Source organism: Motilimonas sp. 1_MG-2023 (assembly GCF_030547455.1).
Lineage (GTDB): Bacteria > Pseudomonadota > Gammaproteobacteria > Enterobacterales > CBDFNC01 > Motilimonas.
The window spans coordinates 1-18,893 of the sequence record NZ_JAUOPX010000028.1 but is presented as its reverse complement, the minus strand read 5'-3'; the positions used below and the strand labels follow the sequence as shown (position 1 = coordinate 18,893).

At 44.2% G+C, this 18,893-nt stretch carries 17 protein-coding genes and 1 tRNA gene; 11 read left to right on the top strand and 7 right to left on the bottom strand.

The annotated features are described in order from the left end of the window. Positions 1–1,494, bottom strand: a complete 1,494-nt coding sequence (locus tag Q4519_RS14425; RefSeq protein WP_303513380.1) for a CYTH and CHAD domain-containing protein — start codon at positions 1,492–1,494, stop codon at positions 1–3. Positions 1,495–1,671: 177 nt separating this feature from the next. On the opposite strand from Q4519_RS14425, the gene Q4519_RS14420 reads away from it, so the two are divergent. From Q4519_RS14420 to Q4519_RS14410, 3 genes are all read left to right on the top strand, one after another. Beyond that, a complete protein-coding gene (locus tag Q4519_RS14420) occupies positions 1,672–2,352 on the top strand; it encodes a TIGR00153 family protein (RefSeq protein WP_232801755.1) in 681 nt (226 codons plus the stop codon). Between the two features lie 22 nt (positions 2,353–2,374). Next, complete coding sequence (locus Q4519_RS14415; RefSeq protein ID WP_232801754.1) at positions 2,375–3,643, top strand: inorganic phosphate transporter; 1,269 nt, start codon at positions 2,375–2,377, stop codon at positions 3,641–3,643. A gap of 164 nt (positions 3,644–3,807) precedes the next feature. Next, the gene (locus tag Q4519_RS14410) at positions 3,808–4,419 is read left to right on the top strand and encodes a TIGR04211 family SH3 domain-containing protein (protein WP_232801753.1); all 612 of its coding nucleotides are present in this window, start codon (positions 3,808–3,810) and stop codon (positions 4,417–4,419) included. Between the two features lie 102 nt (positions 4,420–4,521). On the opposite strand, the gene Q4519_RS14405 is transcribed toward Q4519_RS14410, so the two are convergent. Beyond that, entirely contained in the window at positions 4,522–5,514 is a 993-nt protein-coding gene (locus tag Q4519_RS14405; RefSeq protein WP_232801752.1) for a general secretion pathway protein GspB, read from the bottom strand. Position 5,515: 1 nt separating this feature from the next. Then, positions 5,516–7,324 (bottom strand): ExeA family protein, encoded by a 1,809-nt coding sequence (locus Q4519_RS14400; protein ID WP_282561127.1) that lies wholly within the window; start codon positions 7,322–7,324, stop codon positions 5,516–5,518. A gap of 545 nt (positions 7,325–7,869) precedes the next feature. Here Q4519_RS14400 and Q4519_RS14395 point away from each other — a divergent pair. After that, the gene (locus tag Q4519_RS14395) at positions 7,870–9,108 is read left to right on the top strand and encodes a multifunctional CCA addition/repair protein (protein WP_303513374.1); all 1,239 of its coding nucleotides are present in this window, start codon (positions 7,870–7,872) and stop codon (positions 9,106–9,108) included. 85 nt (positions 9,109–9,193) lie between these two features. On the opposite strand, the gene Q4519_RS14390 is transcribed toward Q4519_RS14395, so the two are convergent. From Q4519_RS14390 to folB, 3 genes are read right to left on the bottom strand one after another with little or no spacing between them, the layout of a single operon-like run. Beyond that, complete coding sequence (locus tag Q4519_RS14390) at positions 9,194–9,991, bottom strand: undecaprenyl-diphosphate phosphatase (RefSeq protein ID WP_303513372.1); 798 nt, start codon at positions 9,989–9,991, stop codon at positions 9,194–9,196. Between the two features lies 1 nt (position 9,992). After that, positions 9,993–10,499 carry a 2-amino-4-hydroxy-6-hydroxymethyldihydropteridine diphosphokinase gene (gene folK, locus Q4519_RS14385; RefSeq protein ID WP_303513369.1) on the bottom strand — a complete coding sequence of 169 codons (507 nt, stop codon included), beginning with the start codon at positions 10,497–10,499 and terminating at the stop codon, positions 9,993–9,995. Then, entirely contained in the window at positions 10,499–10,882 is a 384-nt protein-coding gene (folB, locus tag Q4519_RS14380) for a dihydroneopterin aldolase (protein ID WP_303513366.1), read from the bottom strand. Before folB ends, folK begins: the two co-directional genes overlap by 1 nt. A 132-nt stretch (positions 10,883–11,014) precedes the next feature. On the opposite strand from folB, the gene plsY reads away from it, so the two are divergent. Continuing rightward, a complete protein-coding gene (gene plsY / locus Q4519_RS14375) occupies positions 11,015–11,662 on the top strand; it encodes a glycerol-3-phosphate 1-O-acyltransferase PlsY (RefSeq protein WP_303513363.1) in 648 nt (215 codons plus the stop codon). Between the two features lie 35 nt (positions 11,663–11,697). Here plsY and tsaD read toward each other — a convergent pair whose 3' ends face one another. After that, positions 11,698–12,717 (bottom strand): tRNA (adenosine(37)-N6)-threonylcarbamoyltransferase complex transferase subunit TsaD, encoded by a 1,020-nt coding sequence (tsaD, locus tag Q4519_RS14370; protein WP_303513360.1) that lies wholly within the window; start codon positions 12,715–12,717, stop codon positions 11,698–11,700. A gap of 170 nt (positions 12,718–12,887) precedes the next feature. On the opposite strand from tsaD, the gene rpsU reads away from it, so the two are divergent. From rpsU to Q4519_RS14340, 6 genes are all read left to right on the top strand, one after another. Beyond that, positions 12,888–13,103, top strand: a complete 216-nt coding sequence (gene rpsU / locus Q4519_RS14365; RefSeq protein WP_119912023.1) for a 30S ribosomal protein S21 — start codon at positions 12,888–12,890, stop codon at positions 13,101–13,103. A gap of 13 nt (positions 13,104–13,116) precedes the next feature. Further along, positions 13,117–13,560 carry a GatB/YqeY domain-containing protein gene (locus Q4519_RS14360; RefSeq protein ID WP_303513351.1) on the top strand — a complete coding sequence of 148 codons (444 nt, stop codon included), beginning with the start codon at positions 13,117–13,119 and terminating at the stop codon, positions 13,558–13,560. Positions 13,561–13,656: 96 nt separating this feature from the next. Next, the gene (gene dnaG / locus Q4519_RS14355) at positions 13,657–15,426 is read left to right on the top strand and encodes a DNA primase (protein WP_303513348.1); all 1,770 of its coding nucleotides are present in this window, start codon (positions 13,657–13,659) and stop codon (positions 15,424–15,426) included. A gap of 68 nt (positions 15,427–15,494) precedes the next feature. Next, entirely contained in the window at positions 15,495–17,342 is a 1,848-nt protein-coding gene (gene rpoD, locus Q4519_RS14350) for an RNA polymerase sigma factor RpoD (RefSeq protein ID WP_282561128.1), read from the top strand. A 399-nt stretch (positions 17,343–17,741) separates the two neighbouring features. After that, a tRNA-Ile gene (locus Q4519_RS14345) sits at positions 17,742–17,818 on the top strand. Between the two features lie 181 nt (positions 17,819–17,999). Next, a complete protein-coding gene (locus Q4519_RS14340) occupies positions 18,000–18,635 on the top strand; it encodes a hypothetical protein (protein WP_303513345.1) in 636 nt (211 codons plus the stop codon). Positions 18,636–18,893: the final 258 nt, after the last annotated feature.

Below are 18,893 nucleotides of genomic sequence, written 5' to 3'. Positions count from 1 at the left end.
TTACCAATAGATAGGATGAATAAGTGCTTGTTGACGAGATTGCTCCATGGCCAGCAACAAAGATCCCTCTTTTCGCTTAAGCCATTTTAGGATCTTTTCTTGTGCTTCTTCATCTTGTTCTGTTTCGAGGTAGTCATAAATAGGTTTAAGGGATTTAAGCTCTTCCATGCCCTGTAAAATATCAAGCCAAGGAAAACGAAAATCATCTCGTCTTTGTGGCTCAGAATCGCCCCCCAAACACAAGCCAACCATTAAATTTCGACTTAATAACCCTTGTAGAGCGATATATTGAGAACTACTAAGCTCTGATGCTTGTACCAAAGGTGAGCTTTGTAATTCCTGCCAACTATTATCTAACGCTTGCTTAGCAAATTCAGCCATCGTGGGATGCTCTGCTGGGGGCGTCATTTTTGATAAACCAACTAACCATGCCGAGATATTCAGTACTAATTTGCAATAACGCTCACTGGTAAACAGTCGCTTCATTTGCTTGTAATGCGGTAACGATTTTAATTCCGCCTTCAACTGCTGGCGCAACGGCTTAATTTTTTCTAACTTCTTAATATAACTACCCTTATCAGCCGTTAGGTTCGATAAGGCGTAATAACGATCAATACACTTAAGCTTACTACTCAACCAATTTAAATCAGCCAACCAAGTTACGCGCAGCGCTTTCGGTAAATATGGCGAAAATAACAGCAAGCCTTGATGCATTAAATGAACCCCATCGCGCATATTGGATAATGCAGGCATTTGATGTTGAAGATAAAGGTGCTCGTGATATTGCCAATACTGCAAAGCAAAACTAAAAACTTGCTGTAAGCCCGTAAAAACAGTGCTCGTAGACGCTATCGGGGCAAAAGATAACGCGACTGGTGGAGGGATATCGCCACTGGCGAGCGCAAAGCCACGCTGCGCTTTGCTTACATTGACTAATCTGGCGCCGGGTAAGGTTGCAATATCCTGCCCAAGTTGAAACAACAGACCTTCATGACCTTTCAGCAACTCTAATTCGATTTCACAAATTCTTTCCGTTTGCCCTTTACTGTGAATTTCACCTAGGTCAAAAGCAACTTCAACGAGTCCTTCACCATTAATATCAACCACCCAAGTTTGCCGTGTAAAGTCATTACTAAAAATAGGGATCAATGCTTGTTGTATATCACTAAGGGATAAATCTTCTGGCCAAATGTCCCCTTTGAATCTCGCCAATTCAGGCTGAATACCAGCAATAGGTTCATTGTATTCTGGTCGCTGATGCAGCCCTCCAACCACTGAGCCTTGCAACTTTATGGTTTGCTCATTTTTACCATCGTGACTGCGCACTCTTAAACCAATTCCACGTTTTTTTAACAAACGTTCACTGGTATCAAAATAAACGTTTTGTAAATCATGCTCATTTTGAGTACAAATTTGGTAGTTTTTCAGCAACTCCGGTAGTTTTTCGCCAGCTTTACGAGAGACAAAAAACTTTATTTCAACTTCAGTATCCATATGATTTATAAGTGTTTCACTTTAATTGAACGCCAATGAACTAATTATGATTCTATACAAAAATTGACTTTAACGGGTATTTACGTGGTTTAGCTGTTTTCATGCCAGCCAACTTACGTTAACATGCGCTCCAATCTATCCATCGTGTGTTTTTTCACCGAGAACAGGTAATTGGCTATGCCAGTAAATACAATACTAGGACTATTTGCAAAGTCCCCAATCAAGCCTCTACAAGAGCATATCAACAAAGTTCATCACTGTTGTAAACTTCTCATTCCTTTTTTTGAAGCGGTTAACGTTAATGACTGGGAAGAAGCAGAGCGACGACGAGCTGAAATTTCACAAGCGGAAAAACAAGCCGATGACCTCAAACGAGAGATTCGTCTGAAACTTCCTCGTGGAATTTTTATGCCGGTTGAACGCACCGACATGTTGGAGTTACTCACCCAACAAGACAAAATTGCCAATAAAGCAAAAGATATTTCTGGTCGCATATTAGGCAGGCAGCTGACGCTACCAGCTGATACGCAGGTGGACTTTATGGCTTATGTGAAGCGTTGTATCGATGCAACTAATCAAGCCAAAAAAGCCATCAATGAGTTAGATGAGTTACTTGAAACAGGCTTTAAAGGCCGTGAAGTAGAACTCGTTGAAGAAATGATCCACCGTTTAGATGAAATCGAAGACGATACGGATCGCCTACAAGTTAAGTTACGCCGTCATTTTCAACAAGTAGAAGCCCAATACAACCCTATTGATATGATGTTTTTGTATCAGATTTTAGAATGGGTGGGTGATCTTGCCGATCAAGCGGAGCGTGTTGGTGCGCGCTTAGAGCTAATGCTAGCTCGTTCATAAGTTTTCAAAGAGTAGTAATATTATGGAAATAATAAGCACTTACGGCACAACACTGGTCGTACTAGCGGCCATTTTTGGCTTTTTTATGGCTTGGGGTATTGGTGCCAACGACGTGGCAAACGCCATGGGCACCTCTGTCGGGTCCAAAGCACTAACCATCAAACAAGCGGTCATCATTGCGATGATTTTCGAGTTTGCTGGCGCTTATTTAGCGGGTGGCGAGGTAACGTCGACCATTCGTAAAGGCATTATCGATTCGGCGGCGTTTGTTGAGCACCCTGATTTATTGGTGTTTGGTATGATATCGGCGCTTTTAGCCGCAGGTTTGTGGCTACTTATCGCCTCTTACTGTGGTTGGCCAGTTTCAACTACCCACTCTATTATCGGTGCCATAGTTGGTTTCGCAGCAGTGGGGGTTAGCCCCGACATCGTGTCGTGGGGTAAAGTTGGTGGCATTGTTGGTAGCTGGATTGTAACGCCCTTGATAGCAGGCTTAATCGCTTATGCTATTTTTATGAGTGCGCAAAGGCTCATTTTTAACACCGACGACCCACTACGCAATGCCAAACGCTATGTACCTTTATACATGTTCTTAGCAGGCTTTATGATGTCACTTGTGACCATCAAAAAAGGCTTGAAGCATGTTGGTCTTCATTTTGAAACTTTGGAAGCCTACGGCCTTGCAATTATTGTCGGTGTTATCGTTGCTTTAGTCGGTAAATACTTTATTAGCCGCATTAATATTGACCCCAAAGCCGATAAAAAAATGCACTACACCAACGTAGAAAAAGTATTTGCTATTTTGATGGTTATTACCGCTTGTGCGATGGCATTTGCCCACGGCTCAAACGATGTAGCCAATGCAATTGGTCCGTTAGCCGCTGTGGTTAGCATTGTTGGCAACAATGGCGAAATAGCAAGCAAGGCACCATTAGCGTGGTGGATCTTACCTCTTGGTGGTATTGGTATCGTATTAGGCTTGGCCATTTTTGGTAAGCGCGTTATTGCAACGATTGGTAACGGCATTACCCATTTAACACCAAGTCGTGGTTTTGCTGCAGAATTAGCCGCAGCCACTACAGTGGTGATTGCTTCAGGTACTGGCTTACCAATTTCAACGACGCAAACATTAGTTGGTGCGGTATTGGGCGTTGGTATGGCTCGTGGTATTGCGGCACTAAACCTTGGTGTGGTTCGCAGTATTGTGGTGTCTTGGGTCATTACCCTGCCAATTGGAGCCTTCCTATCTATTATGTTCTTTTACATGTTACGTGGTATGTTTATCGCCTAACCGTATTGAATATAGTTAAAGCGCCTACGGGCGCTTTTTTGTTTATCCCAAAAAAAGTATAAACAATGAGAATAAATAGCCAGTTTCCATTCTTTCGACTTGTTATCATGGCTTAAATTCTTAAACTTATTATCTACTTCTTTTGCAACGGTGAGAGCCAATACGTGAAATTTATTATCACTTTGTTAAGCATTTTTTCTTTGTCTAGTATAGCGCCAGCGCAAGCTGCCGTACGCTACATCGATGACAATCTTTTTATTTATATTCATTCCGGCCCTAGCACTCAATTTCGTATTATGGGTAGCGTTAATGCGGGTACCCCTGTTGATGTAAAACAATGGGACAAAGAAGCGGGTTTTGCTCAAATCGAAGATGATCGGGGCAGGATCGGTTGGGTTGATACCAATTACATCAGTGAAACCCCACCCGCCTTAACTCAACTGCCACTAATTCAGCAAGAGTTGGAAGAGACCAAACAAGTATTAGCTGAAATTGAGCAAAGCAATAATCAAGTGCTACTTGATAAAGCACACACTATTGAAGAGCAAGGTGTGCAAATTACTAACTTAATTGCCGAAAAAGACCTACTCACCCAAGAAATAGACAGCTTGAAGCTGAGTAATGAAACCTTGCAAACTCGTTTAAATAATCAAAGCGAAGACGTACAAATGCAGTGGCTTATTCGTGGTGGCGCTGTATTAGGGGCGGGGATTTTTCTCGGTTTAATCATTCCTTTCTTACCACGTAGAAGAAAGAAAGATCCACACTGGACCTGATTACATGCAAAAAAAAGCGGCTATCTAAGCCGCTTTTTAGTTTTTAGTTTTTAGTTTTTAGTATGATTAAAAAAACCCACTAACGAAACGCTAAGCTCCCGCCTAATACCCTTTCCAATCTTGCATTGAGACAATACTGAAGCTTTGATTGTCGTAGCGCATAATCACATCATCAGGGCGAATTTCTAGTAAGGTAAGATCTGGCGTAAATACACTGTCCCCTTCCTTAAATTCCGTGCCATTAAATCTCACCGAACGCTTCTCAACTAAACTTGAATAAACATGAGAATTGTAAGCAAATGTTGGAATTTTAGCTTGAATGTCTTTCGGTAAGTTACCAATAGGAATAGCTGATGCTGGCGGTTTTGGCTGCTCAACAGGCAACGGCGTGTCTGCAGCAAGCGCCCGTTTAAATTTTTCAGCAAGGTTATCTGGCACGTCTGAATAATCCATGCTGTCACTGGACTCAACGGGTTGTTCTTGTGCCTCGGGTTCATTGCCTAATGCTAAACGAATTTTTGCTGCAAGCTCAGGCGAAGTGTTAGATAGGTCTAAATCGGCTAAAGGATCGTCTGCCACTTGATTATTTGTTTGTGGTTTTACTTTTGCAACCGGAGCTTGCGATTTTTGGCTCGTTACATGAACTGGCAACGGAACTGTTTTGAATTCTTTTGCCGGCAGAAACTCAATATCACTTTGCGCTTTTTGCGCGACAACCGTTTCTTGTTCTTGCAACACTTGCACTGTTTCTAATATAGGTGCGCTTTGCTCTACCACAGCAGTGCTAGTGACCATTTCATCAATCGAAGCAGGCTTGCTTTTAAGCGTTGCCGTTGACGGGGCATTCGCCCCTTGTACCACAGTAAAATCTTCTACAGCAGTCGTTGAAACCGGTGTTGATGGACTTAGATACCAAAAAAGACCACCACATACTAAGCTAGTACTTAACACTGCAATCGCGACATATGGCCAAACAGGCGCCTGCGTCTCTTCAGCTACCGGATATTGATAATGATTACTGGCAAGAGATTGCGTTGGAATTTTAGTATTGCGCAACTCTTCAGATTTTTTTAGCGCATTGAGAATAGTTGACATCTCATCCCTCGACCTTAAGTTTCGGCATTGTATTATTCACCGCTAAGTTCAACCTAAGAATAGTTTGCACTCCTGCTATTCCATCCGCTTCAAGGTGATGTTGATCTTGAAACCGCATCACTCTATCTTGTAGTTCATAATCAAACTCACGAGCATTACGCATTGAATGGCCTAGCACACTTGCTAAACTATCATCTAACCATTGCACCGCAGCCCCTCGGGCGCCAAAGCCAATGGCTTTTTCGTAACCTGTCGGCGCTTGCCAGAACAAGGTGTAAGCCCCACTCCAATGGGCGTTAAACCACGACTCACTCACCTTAACTCGGCGCGTGTTTATCAATAATTCAAAGCCTTTTTCATCTCGCGCAATCAAGGTGGCAAAATAGACGTCGTTACGTTTATCATACATCTTAACCACTGCGGGATGGTTCATCTCTTTTAAGGTACGAATACTGCCGTTACTGTTTAAGCAATGTAAGCCAGCCGCTCGCGCGCGCTCACAGGTAGCCTGCTGTAATGGTACTTCGTAACCCCACACTTTATACAGGTTCTGCATCGCGGCCTCGGGCTCGCGACTATCCACCACCACTTTTTCTAATCGGCGCTGAATTTTTAAGTCATTTGGCGTTTGATCAACGCCTGCTTTAGCCGGTTTCTTTGACGCAACCGTTTCAGACGCCATGCTAATGGTATTATTAACGGTTGCCACTATTTGGGTTGGCTCTGCGTCACCATCAAGCTCGGTTTCTTGTTCTTCCTCTTGCTCAGTCTCTTGCGCATTCAATTGCCCTTGCGCTAGCGCTTGAGCCACCACATCATCAACATTTTCGATTAGCTCTGGTGCAGGGCTTATCTCGCCCGTCACCACAGCTAATAACTCATCCTCACTGACATTGGCAGGGCCAGACATGTAAGGCAGCGTTAATACGCCCAGTAAAACAGCCGACAGCGCAATGGCACCATAAATAAATGGCCGAGCGTTCAAGCTTTCTACCGCGCCATCGCCACGCACTTCATTAGCAACCGACTTAATCAATAGTGGCGTAATAGTATGATCACTATTAGCAAAAGCGGCTAACAATGCCCGGTCACAAATTAAATTGATCAGCCTTGGTACACCGCCACTTTGACGATGAATTTCTTTGAGGCTGGATTTACTAAAGATGGGTAACTGACAACCCGCCACTTGCAAGCGATGACGGATGTAATTACACACTTCGATCATATTCAACGGCAATAAATGATAACGCGCGGTGATCCGCTGCGCTAATTGGCGCAATTCGTCTTTTTTCAGCAGCTGTTGCAGCTCGGGCTGACCGATCAAAATAATTTGTAATAGTTTTTTGCGGTCAGTTTCGAGGTTAGTTAGCAACCTAAGCTGCTCTAATACATTGGGGTTAAGTAACTGAGCCTCGTCAATCAGTAGAACAGAATTCATGTTCTGTTGGTGATTGCTGAGTAAGAAGGCCGCAATCACATCAAATAAATGCTTTAAACTTGGCGCGTTGTGGTCGTATTCAATCGAAAACTCATCACAAATAGTCGCCAACAGCTCAAGCTCTGTTAACGCAGGGTTGAGTATAAACGCCAGCTCAGTGCGATCCGGTAGCTCTTGCAACAAAGAGCGACAAACTGTTGTTTTACCAGTGCCAACTTCACCCGTTAACAAGATAAACCCACCACCGCCGCCATTTAATCCATACATTAAATGCGCTAACGCTTCTTTATGCCGATCACTCAAATAAAGATAATCTGGGTCAGGGGCGATTGAAAAGGGACTTTCTCTTAATCCAAAAAACTCTGTGTACATAGTCTAGCTGCATCCATCCAGTGGACGCCCACTATAGCAGAGCGGGCGATTTTACCAAAACGAAGCAGGCAGAGAATTTCAGTTTTGCGCAGAGGCGCATATCTTTTCCGACTTCTCCTCGAGCTTGCAGTCGAAAAATGGAAAAATTATCTTTGCAGTAACAAACACCCATTTGAATACGCCAAGCTAATCTAGCAACTGTAAGACATGTACTAATACCTGAGCACAATTGGGTACATACCCAATCAACTTGAGGATGCATGTTTCAGAGCACTGCCGTGTTTTCAATATTAGGCTCCCTCATACAGGAATGTAGGCGCCTGTTAAATGAGCGTAACAACACGCTGGATTTTAAATCAGGGAAACACGACGGGCTCCCAATGGATAAGTTTTACACGCGTTTATGCTGTGTTATTGATTTTGATAAGGGGGAAGGCATTACCTGCAATCAATGCCTTGCCTAAACGCGTGTAAAATCTTACTGAAACCAAGCATCTTCAGGTTGATTGGGTATAATCAGAGAACTTGAGCAATGAGGATGGCTTGTGCAAATATATCTTGTTGGCGGCGCGGTTCGCGATAGCCTTTTGAACTTAAAAGTAAAAGACCGAGATTACGTGGTGGTTGGTGCAACCCCAGAACAAATGATCGCATCTGGTTATCAGCAAGTAGGTAAAGACTTTCCAGTATTCCTACATCCAAAAACCAAGCAAGAATATGCCCTTGCCCGCACTGAACGTAAAACGGGCGCGGGTTACACAGGTTTTGCCTGCTACTTCGCGCAAGACGTGACTTTAGAGCAAGACTTACTGCGCCGCGATTTAACCATCAATGCCATGGCGCAAGATGAAAATGGCCAAATTCATGATCCCTACAATGGCCAAAGGGATCTTAACGATAAAGTCTTACGCCATATTTCTCCTGCTTTTAGCGAAGACCCCCTGCGAGTGCTGCGTGTCGCTCGCTTTGCCGCCCGTTATCATAAGCTAGGCTTTACCATTGCAGCCGAAACCTTAGCCCTCATGACGCAACTAAGCCTTAACGGTGAGTTGGAGCACCTCACCCCAGAGCGCGTCTGGCAAGAAATGTCTGGTGCCTTGCTTAGCGACTCTCCGCAAGTGTTTTTTCAGGTTTTAAAAGATTGCCAAGCCCTGCCAATCTTACTGCCAGAGCTTAATAATTTATTCGGCGTGCCTGGCCCGAAAAAATGGCACCCAGAAATAGATACCGGGGTACACACGTTAATGGTGATAGAACAAGCGGCACTGCTCTCTCCAGATTTAGAAGTGCGCTTTAGCGCCCTATGCCACGACTTTGGCAAAGCCTTAACCGACCCTGACTTATGGCCCAGTCATAAGCATCATGGCATTAAGGGATTAGCGGTGATTAAAGCCATGTGTCAGCGCTGCAAAGTGCCCAATGACTGTCGTGATTTAGCGTTAATCATGAGCCAAGTGCACGGCACCGTACACCGCGCGTTTGCCTTAACTGCTGAGCAAATACTCGAGCTATTAGATCAAGCTGACGCGTGGCGAAAGCCACAACGATTTGAGCAACTGCTGCTTACCTGTAAAGCAGATTTAACCGGAAGATTAGGCTTTGAAGACAAACCCTATGCCGAAGCAGATTACTTGTTTCAAGCCTATCAAGCCGCTCAACAAGTGGATGTAAAGCCGATTGTGGCGGCGGGATTTAAAGGCTTAGAAATTAAACAGCAATTAGCTAAAGAGCGAATTCAAACGTTGAATAGCTTTATCACTCAAAACCAGCAGAATGAGCTCTAATTGGCGTCAATCTCAACAACAAAGCTCAACTCAAGGAACCATTGCCAAAATGCGCTAGTCAGCTTGGACTAGCGCCCAAATAGTATTAAGACAACACCACAAACAGCGCTACGCCTAAGCATAAGCGGTAAATCACAAATGGCATCATGCCCATGCGCTCAATAACCTTCAAAAAGAAAGTGATACAAATCAGCGCACTGAAGTAAGCTAACACCGCCCCCACCGTCATCGAGAACCAATCAACCGCTTCACCCGATGCAGCTAGCTTAAAGGTTAAATAACTGCCAGCTAAAAAAATCAGAGGGATAGAGAGCAAGAAAGAAAAACGCGCAGCTGCTTGGCGTGTCATGCCTAAAAACAGCCCAGCCGTCATAGTGACACCAGAGCGAGAAGTCCCCGGAATAAGCGCCATCGCTTGCGCTAAGCCAATAATCAACACTGTTTTCCAACCCAACTGATATTCTGTTACTTGCTGCTTGGCAATGCGATCGGCAAACCACAGTAACAAACCAAATACGATGGTCGTAGTGGCGATGACATAACCGCTGCGTAAATAGGTTTCAATAAAATCTTTACCAAGTAAACCAAATAACCCCGCTGGGATCGTCCCCAAAATAATCCACCAAGCTAATTTACTGTCTTGGTTATGCTGTTTTTTCAACACAGAGCCGGTCCAAGCCACCGCCATGGTGCTCACTTCACGGCGAAAGTATTGTACAACCGCAATCAAGGTGCCAACGTGCACCGCCACATCAAAGGCTAAACCTTGGTCTTGCCAACCTAAAATTTGCGAAGGTAAGATTAAATGCGCAGAGCTAGAGATAGGTAAAAATTCAGTTAAGCCCTGAACGATTGCCAGAACGATAATTTCAAGCAGAGTCATGCTAGTTATTCCTTAACGAAGTATTCCAAATGAAAGGGATTTTGCACAAAGATTGTGACGATTTATCATAAGCTTGCCAAAGAGATGCGTAACTTTGGCCTAATACTGGATGAATCAGCTCTGGCGCTAACTCGGCCAAAGGCCATAAAACAAAGGCGTTGTGGGGAATTTCGTCTCGCGGCAGCTGCACGCCGTCATCGGTGATCAAATCATCATAAAGCAGCAGATCAAGATCTAAAGTTCGCGGCGAGAATTTGCGTGAATTAGGCTTTCGGCCATTGTCCACCTCAATGGCTTTTAGGTGTAAAGCCACTTGTTGAGGGCTGAGCTCTGTTTGCGCGCCCACCACTAAATTATAAAAAGCAGTGCCGTTAAAACCGACGGCTTCACTTTCAAATACAGAAGAAAGTGTTAACGGGCCAAATAAAGCCGCCATGGCATCGATGCCCGCTTGAATATAACGCTCTCGTTCAATATTGGAGCCAACACTGATATAAATCTGTGCCATTACCCTTGGTTGCCTTGCGCAGACGAGCCATAAAAATCACCGCGGGTAATCTGCACGCCCACGTTAGCCGCCATCGCAACAGCGCCTGGCTTGCTCAAGGTAAGCTGCAAGCCTGGCACATTAAATTCATCTAAAATCAGCGCAGCGACACGCTCGGCCATGGTTTCAAGTAGTTCAAACACATTGCTTTGCGCATATTCAACCACTCGCTGTGACAGCACTGCGTAATCTAACGCTAAATTAATGTCATCATTGGCGGCAGCAGGGCGATTATCAAAGGCTAAAACCAGGTCAAATACCAGCTTCTGCTTAATGGTTTTTTCCCATTCATAAACCCCAATGGTTGATAAGACTTCAAGTGAGTTAATAAATACGCGATCCATTTGCATTCCTGATATGGTTGATTTTTTTGCCCGTTTAGGGCTACCGCCGCCCAATAATTAAGCGTATTATCGGTAAGCAGTAAAAAGAGCGGCGATAATAGCGCAAAAGCAGACAAGGAAAAACAGCAATTTATGACTGCCACTGTCATTATTTTTATTTTTTTAGCCTACTTGATAGGCTCAGTCTCCAGTGCAGTGTTGATCTGTCGCTTGAAAAAACTTCCCGATCCCCGCGCTCACGGCTCAAATAATCCCGGAACGACCAACGTACTTAGGCTCGGCGGCCCACAAGCCGCTGCTTGGGTATTACTGGCTGATTTATTGAAAGGCACCATTCCCGTTTACTGTGCCTACTGGGCAGGATTTGAACCGGTTTACATCGGTTTAGTCGGCGTTGCAGCCTGTTTAGGGCATATCTACCCGATCTTTTTTCACTTCAAAGGCGGCAAAGCCGTCGCCACCTCCATGGGGGCGATGTTGCCTTTGGGCATGGATGTCGCAGGTTTGCTCGTCGGCTGCTGGCTGTTGGTGGTTGCCCTTAGTGGCTATTCATCTTTAGCCGCCATTGTTACCGCCCTCGCCGCGCCGGTGTTTACCTATTTTATTAAACCCGAATACACCCTACCGGTATCGATGCTGGGCTGCTTAGTGATCCTTCGCCACCATGAAAACATCGCTCGTTTGTACAACGGCACCGAACTAAAAATTTGGCGTAAGTTTTCAATGAATAAATCAACAGACACGGACAAGCAGGAAACAAAAAAGGATGCTCAAGAGTAGCTTAAGCATCCTTTTTACAAATCAGGTTAGTTTTCTTACTTCGTCAGAGGAACAAGAGTATCAATTGGCCAACGAGGCTTAGCTTGAATACCTAACGGCTCAAATTGCCCGGCTTTTAAGCGCTGCATCCCCGCATAAGCAATCATGGCGCCGTTATCGGTACAAAATTCAGGACGTGGATAATACACCCGACCATTGCGCTTTTGCATCATCACTTCAAGTTGCGCACGCAATTGCTGGTTAGCACTGACGCCACCCGCGATCACCAATGATTTAAGACCCGTTTGATCTAGTGCACGGCGGCATTTAATCCCTAAGGTATCAATCACCGCATCTTGAAAGGCATAAGCAATATCGGCGCGAGTTTGCTCATCATCACCTTCGCGGTGAATGGTATTGGCGGCAAAGGTTTTTAAACCACTAAAGCTAAAATCTAACCCCGGCTTGTCGGTCATCGGTCTTGGAAACTTAAAGCGGCCGGGTGTGCCTAACTCAGCCAGTTTCGCCAATAATGGCCCACCTGGGTAATCTAACCCCATTAATTTGGCTGTTTTATCAAAAGCTTCACCGGCAGCATCGTCAACGCTTTCACCTAAGATTTCGTATTCACCGATGCCTTGCACATTCACCATCATACTGTGGCCACCGGAAACCAGCAGGGCAAGAAACGGAAACTCAGGGTGATCATCTTCGAGCATAGGTGCCAACAAATGGCCTTCCATATGATGTACAGCAACAGCAGGCACACCCCAAGCATAAGCTAAACTGCGGCCAATCGTTGCGCCCACTAACAATGCGCCAACTAATCCTGGGCCTGCAGTAAACGCAATACCGTCAATATCATCTTTGCTGCAATTAGCCACTGCCAACGCTTCTTTTATCAAAGGGATGGTTTTTCTGACATGATCACGTGACGCTAACTCAGGTACCACGCCACCATAATCGGCATGTAACTTGACTTGGCTGTACAAACGATGAGCTAATAAGCCTTGCTCATCATCATAAATGGCCACACCGGTTTCATCACACGATGTCTCTAACCCTAAAATACGCATATTTACTCCTCTGAAAGCGCGGCTAGTTTAACTATTATCGTCTTTTTTCACCAGAGACAATTAAACAGGGTTTACAAATGCCCCCTAATCAGATTAAAATTCCGCACCATTTTTAAACAGACTGGTCAATCTACGACCGGCTTAACATAACACCCTGAGGTGATGGGCATATGCCAGTAATAAAAGTACGTGAAAACGAACCGTTTGATGTAGCACTACGTCGCTTTAAGCGTTCATGCGAAAAAGCAGGTATCCTTTCTGAAGTTCGCCGTCGTGAGTACTTCGAAAAACCTACTACTGTTCGTAAACGCGCTAAAGCTTCTGCAGTTAAGCGTCATTTGAAAAAGCTAGCTCGCGAAAACGCGCGTCGCGTTCGTCTTTACTAATAAGGCGTTCGTAATGACCTTGAAAGAGAAGTTGCAAGACCAACAAAAAGCAGCAATGCGCGCAAAAGACAAAGTTCGTTTGGGCGCTATCCGCATGTTGATGGCCGAAATTAAGCAACGCGAAGTCGATAACCGTATTGAGTTATCTGACGATGACATTATTGCTGTGATAACCAAAATGGTTAAACAACGTAAAGATTCCATCGCGCAGTTTGAAGCAGCAGATCGTCAAGACCTTGTCGATAAAGAATCTGAAGAACTTAGTGTTTTGCAAGAATTCTTACCTCAACCTCTTACTGAGGAAGAAGTGGACGGCATTATCGCTGCAGCACTGGAATCTACTGGTGCTCAGGGAATGCAAGATATGGGCAAAGTGATGGCGGCGATAAAAAGCCAGATTCAAGGTAGAGCAGATATGGGACAAGTGAGCGGCAAAATTAAAGCCAGTCTTTCTTAATCCGTATTTACGCGAAAGCAGAACAAGCCGCGCCTTTTTCGAAAGAGTGCGGCTTGTTTATTTTAGAGCTTTTAACAAAGCTTTATTAGAGGGTTTATGTCAGGCAGGATCCCACGCGATTTTATTGATAACCTTTTAGCTCGAACCGACATCGTTGATCTCATCGACAGCCGAGTCAAACTGAAAAAAGCGGGCCAAAACTATCAGGCTTGCTGCCCCTTTCATAACGAAAAATCTCCCTCTTTTACCGTTAGCCAAAGTAAACAGTTTTACCACTGTTTTGGTTGTGGTGTGCATGGCAATGCCATTAGCTTTGTTATGGAATATGATGGCCTTGAATTTCCTGATGCCATAGAAGAAATAGCCAGTATGCATGGCCTTGAAGTGCCGCGTGAAAAAAGCGCCGGCCCAGCGCCCACTCCCGCACAAATTCAAGGCAAAAAAGACTTATACGAACTGATGGAACAAATTACCCGTTTCTATCAGCAACAACTGCGCGGTCAAGCCCATAGCCAAAAAGCCATTGATTACCTTAAAGGGCGTGGCTTAAGCGGTGAAGTTTGCCAGCAATTCGGCATTGGTTTTGCCTCTGATGGTTGGGATGAAGTAAGAAAACGCTTCGCCATCGGCAAAGAAGCGCAAGAGCAACTCATTGAAGGCGGCATGCTTATCGCCAAAGAAAACGGGGGTAGCTACGACCGTTTTCGTGACCGAATTATGTTCCCCATTCGCGATCGCCGTGGCCGTGTCATCGGTTTTGGTGGACGTGTATTAGGTGATGGCACACCAAAGTACTTAAACTCACCAGAAACCCCGATTTTTCATAAAGGCAGGGAACTTTATGCCCTTTATGAAGTCAAAAAAGCCCACAAAGACGTACAAAAAATATTAGTGGTCGAAGGCTACATGGACGTTGTAGCACTGGCACAATTTGGTATTGATTATGCGGTAGCATCACTTGGCACCAGCACCACACCAGAGCACTTACAAACACTGTTTCGCACCACCGACGAAGTGATTTGTTGTTATGACGGCGACAGAGCCGGTCGCGCGGCAGCTTGGCGGGCACTAGAAAATGCTCTACCCTTGTTACAAGATGGTAAATCATTAAAATTTATGTTTTTACCCGATGGCGAAGACCCTGACTCAATGGTGCGCCAAGAAGGTAAAGAAGCTTTTGAGCAACGCTTAGAGCAAGCCACACCTTTGTCAGAGTTTTTATTTGAAAACCTGCTACAACAAGTGAACATGGGCTCGCGCGACGGTAAAACCAAACTTGCACAGCTGGCAATGCCATTGATCGCAAAGCTACCAAGTAGCGTATTTTCTCACATGATGCGGGAAAAATTAGCTAACTTACTGGCGATCGACTTAGCCGGATTAGAAAAATTATTGCCAGAGTCAGAAGATAAAGACAACACAAAAAAAACAGTGCGCGCAACACAACAAAAAATAACGCCGATGCGCCTTGCGGTTGCCTTAGTGGTTCAGTTTCCACAACTAGCGTCTGAATTACCGCCACTACCTGAAATTTTGGAATTAAACTTAGCGGGCAGTACTCTTTTTGCACAACTACTTGAAAAGTGTCAGCAGCAGCCCCATATCACTACAGGCCAGCTTATTGAAGACTGGCGAGGCACAAAAGAAGGTAATCAACTGGCAAAATTAGCCATGTGGGACCATCATATTGAAGCAACACAAGTTGAAGCGGTGTTTTTAGACACCTTAGATAAATTGCTTTCAACTTATATCGAACAAAAAGAAGAAGCACTGCTAGCCAAAGCAAGAACGGGTCAACTCAGCCTTGAAGAGAAAAAACAGCTCAGTGAGCTCATTCAAAGCAGAAAGTTATCACCTTCTAGCTAGCATATTCAGCGCAAAGGCATTATAATCGCGCCCTTGCATTTTTGCACCAATCCTTAACCCCTAATCGGATGGAGTCTATGGAGCCAACCCCTCAGTCTCAGTTAAAACTTCTGGTTACCAAAGGTAAAGAACAAGGCTTCCTTACTTACGCCGAAGTAAATGATCACTTACCCCAAGACATTGTCGACTCTGATCAGATTGAAGATATTATTCAAATGATTAACGACATGGGTATTCAGGTAGTAGAAAACGCACCTGATGCCGATGATCTTATGCTTTCGGAAGATACCGCAGATGAGGACGCCGCTGAAGCAGCAGCACAAGCCCTCGCCTCGGTTGAATCAGAAATAGGTCGCACTACCGATCCAGTACGTATGTACATGCGCGAAATGGGCACAGTTGAACTGTTAACCCGTGAAGGCGAAATTGACATAGCTAAGCGTATTGAAGAAGGTATTAACCAAGTTCAGACTTCGGTTTCCGAGTACCCTGAAGCGATTCACTACCTACTTGAGCAATGGGACCGCTTTGAAGCGGAAGAGATCAAGCTAAGTGATATTATCTCAGGTTTCATCGATCCAAACGAAGAAGAGTCTTTAGCGCCTACCGCGACGCACATAGGTTCAGAATTATCAGATGAAGATCTCGATGATGAAGACCTAGATGACGACGACGATGACGAAGAAGAAGACGAAGCAGATAAAGGCCCCGATCCAGAAGTCGCAAAAGAAAAATTTGCCGCTCTGCGTGAAGCCCATGACAACTTATTAGCTATCATCGCTAAATCAGGTCGTCAAAGTAAAGAATCAAAAGAAGCGATTATCGTACTGGCTGAAGTCTTTAAAGAATTCCGTCTAGTGCCTAAGCAATTTGACCGTATGGTAAGCAACATGCGTTCAATGATGGATCGAGTACGTATTCAAGAGCGTCTGATCCTTAAAATGGTTGTAGACCAATGTAAAATGCCGAAAAAGTCATTCGTTGCCATCTTCCCAGGTAATGAAACCGATCGCTCATGGTTAGAAAACGCCATCGCAGAAGGCAAACCTCACAGTGCAGCACTATTAGTACTAAGAGACGAAATTTTACGTTGTATCGTTAAAATGGCATCTGTTGAAGAAGAAACAGGCCTGAATATTACCGACATTAAAGACATCAACCGTCGCATGAGCATCGGCGAAGCGAAAGCTCGTCGTGCTAAAAAAGAAATGGTTGAGGCAAACTTACGTCTGGTAATTTCAATTGCGAAAAAATACACCAACCGCGGCCTACAATTCTTAGATTTAATCCAAGAAGGTAACATCGGCCTAATGAAAGCGGTTGATAAGTTTGAATACCGTCGTGGCTATAAGTTCTCAACTTATGCAACTTGGTGGATCCGCCAAGCAATCACTCGCTCGATTGCCGACCAAGCACGTACCATACGTATTCCGGTTCACATGATTGAAACCATCAATAAACTGAACCGTATTTCACGTCAAATGCTACAAGAGATGGGTCGCGAGCCTACTCCTGAAGAATTGGCTGAACGCATGATCATGCCAGAAGACAAGATCCGTAAGGTGCTGAAAATTGCCAAAGAGCCAATCTCCATGGAAACACCAATTGGTGATGATGAAGATTCGCACTTAGGTGACTTCATTGAAGATACCACGATCCACCTACCGGTAGATTCAGCCACCAGCGAAAGCCTGAAAAATGCGACTAACGACGTATTAGCCGGCCTAACTGCTCGTGAAGCTAAAGTACTGCGTATGCGTTTCGGTATCGACATGAATACAGACCATACCTTAGAAGAAGTAGGCAAACAGTTCGACGTAACGCGTGAGCGTATTCGTCAAATTGAAGCTAAGGCATTGCGTAAGCTACGCCACCCAAGCCGTAGCGAACAACTGCGCAGCTTCCTAGATGAATAATATCTAACCTACTTTATCGATAAAAATACCAGTCAAATGACTGGTATTTTTTTACCTAACATTTAGTCACCAAACTATGGCACTAACCCAGCAACCTCACCCACCTGCTCCTGTAAAAAACCGCCTCACGGACTGTTAAACAGCATCAACAAAAGCAACTTAATTCACCCTTTGCAGCAATTTTATGCAGTCAAACCACTAAACTGACTATAAAATCAGCAAACGATTTTGCAGCAGTAGACAGAGCTTAACTAGCTATATATAATCTCCCCCGCTTAATAAGAAGAATAAACAGACCTTTTATCTTGCAGGTTTACAGCTCATTTGGCTGAACTAAGATAAGGATGTCGAGACAGAAGTTAGCGCTTCTGCAAACCTTTTAAAGCAACAATAAAATTAGGCCCCTTAGCTCAGCTGGTTAGAGCACCCGACTCATAATCGGTAGGTCCGCAGTTCAAGTCTGCGAGGGGCCACCAAATTTAGCAAGGCCTGAGAGGTTAGTAACCACTCAGGCCTTTTCTTTTTTTGGGGCAAATGTAGCGAGCGTGTAGCAAAAAACCAATCCTCGGCTCTTGTTGCATTTCAAAAATAAAACCTATTAATTCCTTTCTACACCTGATATAAAAATCAACAAAAAGAAAATCATCTAAAGGTAATATGGATATATCAATCCCAGATATTATTTCTAGCCACCCCTATGCTGCAACATTAGGATTATCTGTCGCTATCATAGGGTTACTCGTCAAGACTATCACAGGTTTAATTAGCTTCTATGAAGACATCTACCTTAAAAGGTACTTCAAGCGCCTCAAGTCATTTGACCTGACTAACATCCAAAGTGAGCAACTTAACAGCTACGTAGAGTCTATAAAAGAAGCGGAAATATTCTTCTTAGCATCAGGCATCAAAACATCCAAGCAAAATATGGCAATGCTTATGAAAATTTATGAGTTCGGCGTCATTTCTCATCACGAGCTGAAGCGCGTTGAACCCTACCTAAGGACTGATGGTGAAAAGGTGCGCATTGCAGTCACTTCAATGGATAAATTTGGATTTATCTACTCACTGGTAGTATCTATTGGTATGGCGCTCTTAGGCTCACTCTCTCTAGCTTACCTCAGCATATCTAACGGCATTGAGGGAGCAATAGTTGGAATAGGTTTATTTGGTTTTACAATTTTAACGACACTTGGCCTGTCTAAAGACTTTCTGAGTTTTAGAATTCTTCAACGCACCGTCATCAGGCTCAAAAAGATAAATATGATTACTAACCCAGATGAAAAGCTGATTTAGGAGTGATGGTAATGAAGTTCATAGGAAAAATTGATAGGTTTCTTCTAGCATTGATAACGACGAATAGTTCGCCAAGCATCGTCGACCGCTGTTATGCATGGGGTATTATATTTTTTCCATTATCAGCTTTTATTTCTCTCTCAGACATTTTTATTCCTCCAGAAGATTCTTTTACTAAGGGTGTAGTGGTACAACTATTTTGGCCACCTGATTAGAGGTGATAAGATCACCGTAACTAAGCAGGTATCAATATGTCAA

Excerpts from the sequence above, each read along its gene's own strand:
- Q4519_RS14425 (WP_303513380.1), bottom strand. The coding sequence starts at position 1,494 with ATGGATACTGAAGTTGAAATAAAGTTTTTTGTCTCTCGTAAAGCTGGC.
- Q4519_RS14420 (WP_232801755.1), top strand. The coding sequence starts at position 1,672 with ATGCCAGTAAATACAATACTAGGACTATTTGCAAAGTCCCCAATCAAG.
- Q4519_RS14415 (WP_232801754.1), top strand. The coding sequence starts at position 2,375 with ATGGAAATAATAAGCACTTACGGCACAACACTGGTCGTACTAGCGGCC.
- Q4519_RS14405 (WP_232801752.1), bottom strand. The coding sequence starts at position 5,514 with ATGTCAACTATTCTCAATGCGCTAAAAAAATCTGAAGAGTTGCGCAAT.
- Q4519_RS14400 (WP_282561127.1), bottom strand. The coding sequence starts at position 7,324 with ATGTACACAGAGTTTTTTGGATTAAGAGAAAGTCCCTTTTCAATCGCC.
- Q4519_RS14390 (WP_303513372.1), bottom strand. The coding sequence starts at position 9,991 with ATGACTCTGCTTGAAATTATCGTTCTGGCAATCGTTCAGGGCTTAACT.
- folK (WP_303513369.1), bottom strand. The coding sequence starts at position 10,499 with ATGGCACAGATTTATATCAGTGTTGGCTCCAATATTGAACGAGAGCGT.
- folB (WP_303513366.1), bottom strand. The coding sequence starts at position 10,882 with ATGGATCGCGTATTTATTAACTCACTTGAAGTCTTATCAACCATTGGG.
- plsY (WP_303513363.1), top strand. The coding sequence starts at position 11,015 with ATGACTGCCACTGTCATTATTTTTATTTTTTTAGCCTACTTGATAGGC.
- tsaD (WP_303513360.1), bottom strand. The coding sequence starts at position 12,717 with ATGCGTATTTTAGGGTTAGAGACATCGTGTGATGAAACCGGTGTGGCC.
- rpsU (WP_119912023.1), top strand. The coding sequence starts at position 12,888 with ATGCCAGTAATAAAAGTACGTGAAAACGAACCGTTTGATGTAGCACTA.
- Q4519_RS14360 (WP_303513351.1), top strand. The coding sequence starts at position 13,117 with ATGACCTTGAAAGAGAAGTTGCAAGACCAACAAAAAGCAGCAATGCGC.
- dnaG (WP_303513348.1), top strand. The coding sequence starts at position 13,657 with ATGTCAGGCAGGATCCCACGCGATTTTATTGATAACCTTTTAGCTCGA.
- rpoD (WP_282561128.1), top strand. The coding sequence starts at position 15,495 with ATGGAGTCTATGGAGCCAACCCCTCAGTCTCAGTTAAAACTTCTGGTT.
- Q4519_RS14340 (WP_303513345.1), top strand. The coding sequence starts at position 18,000 with ATGGATATATCAATCCCAGATATTATTTCTAGCCACCCCTATGCTGCA.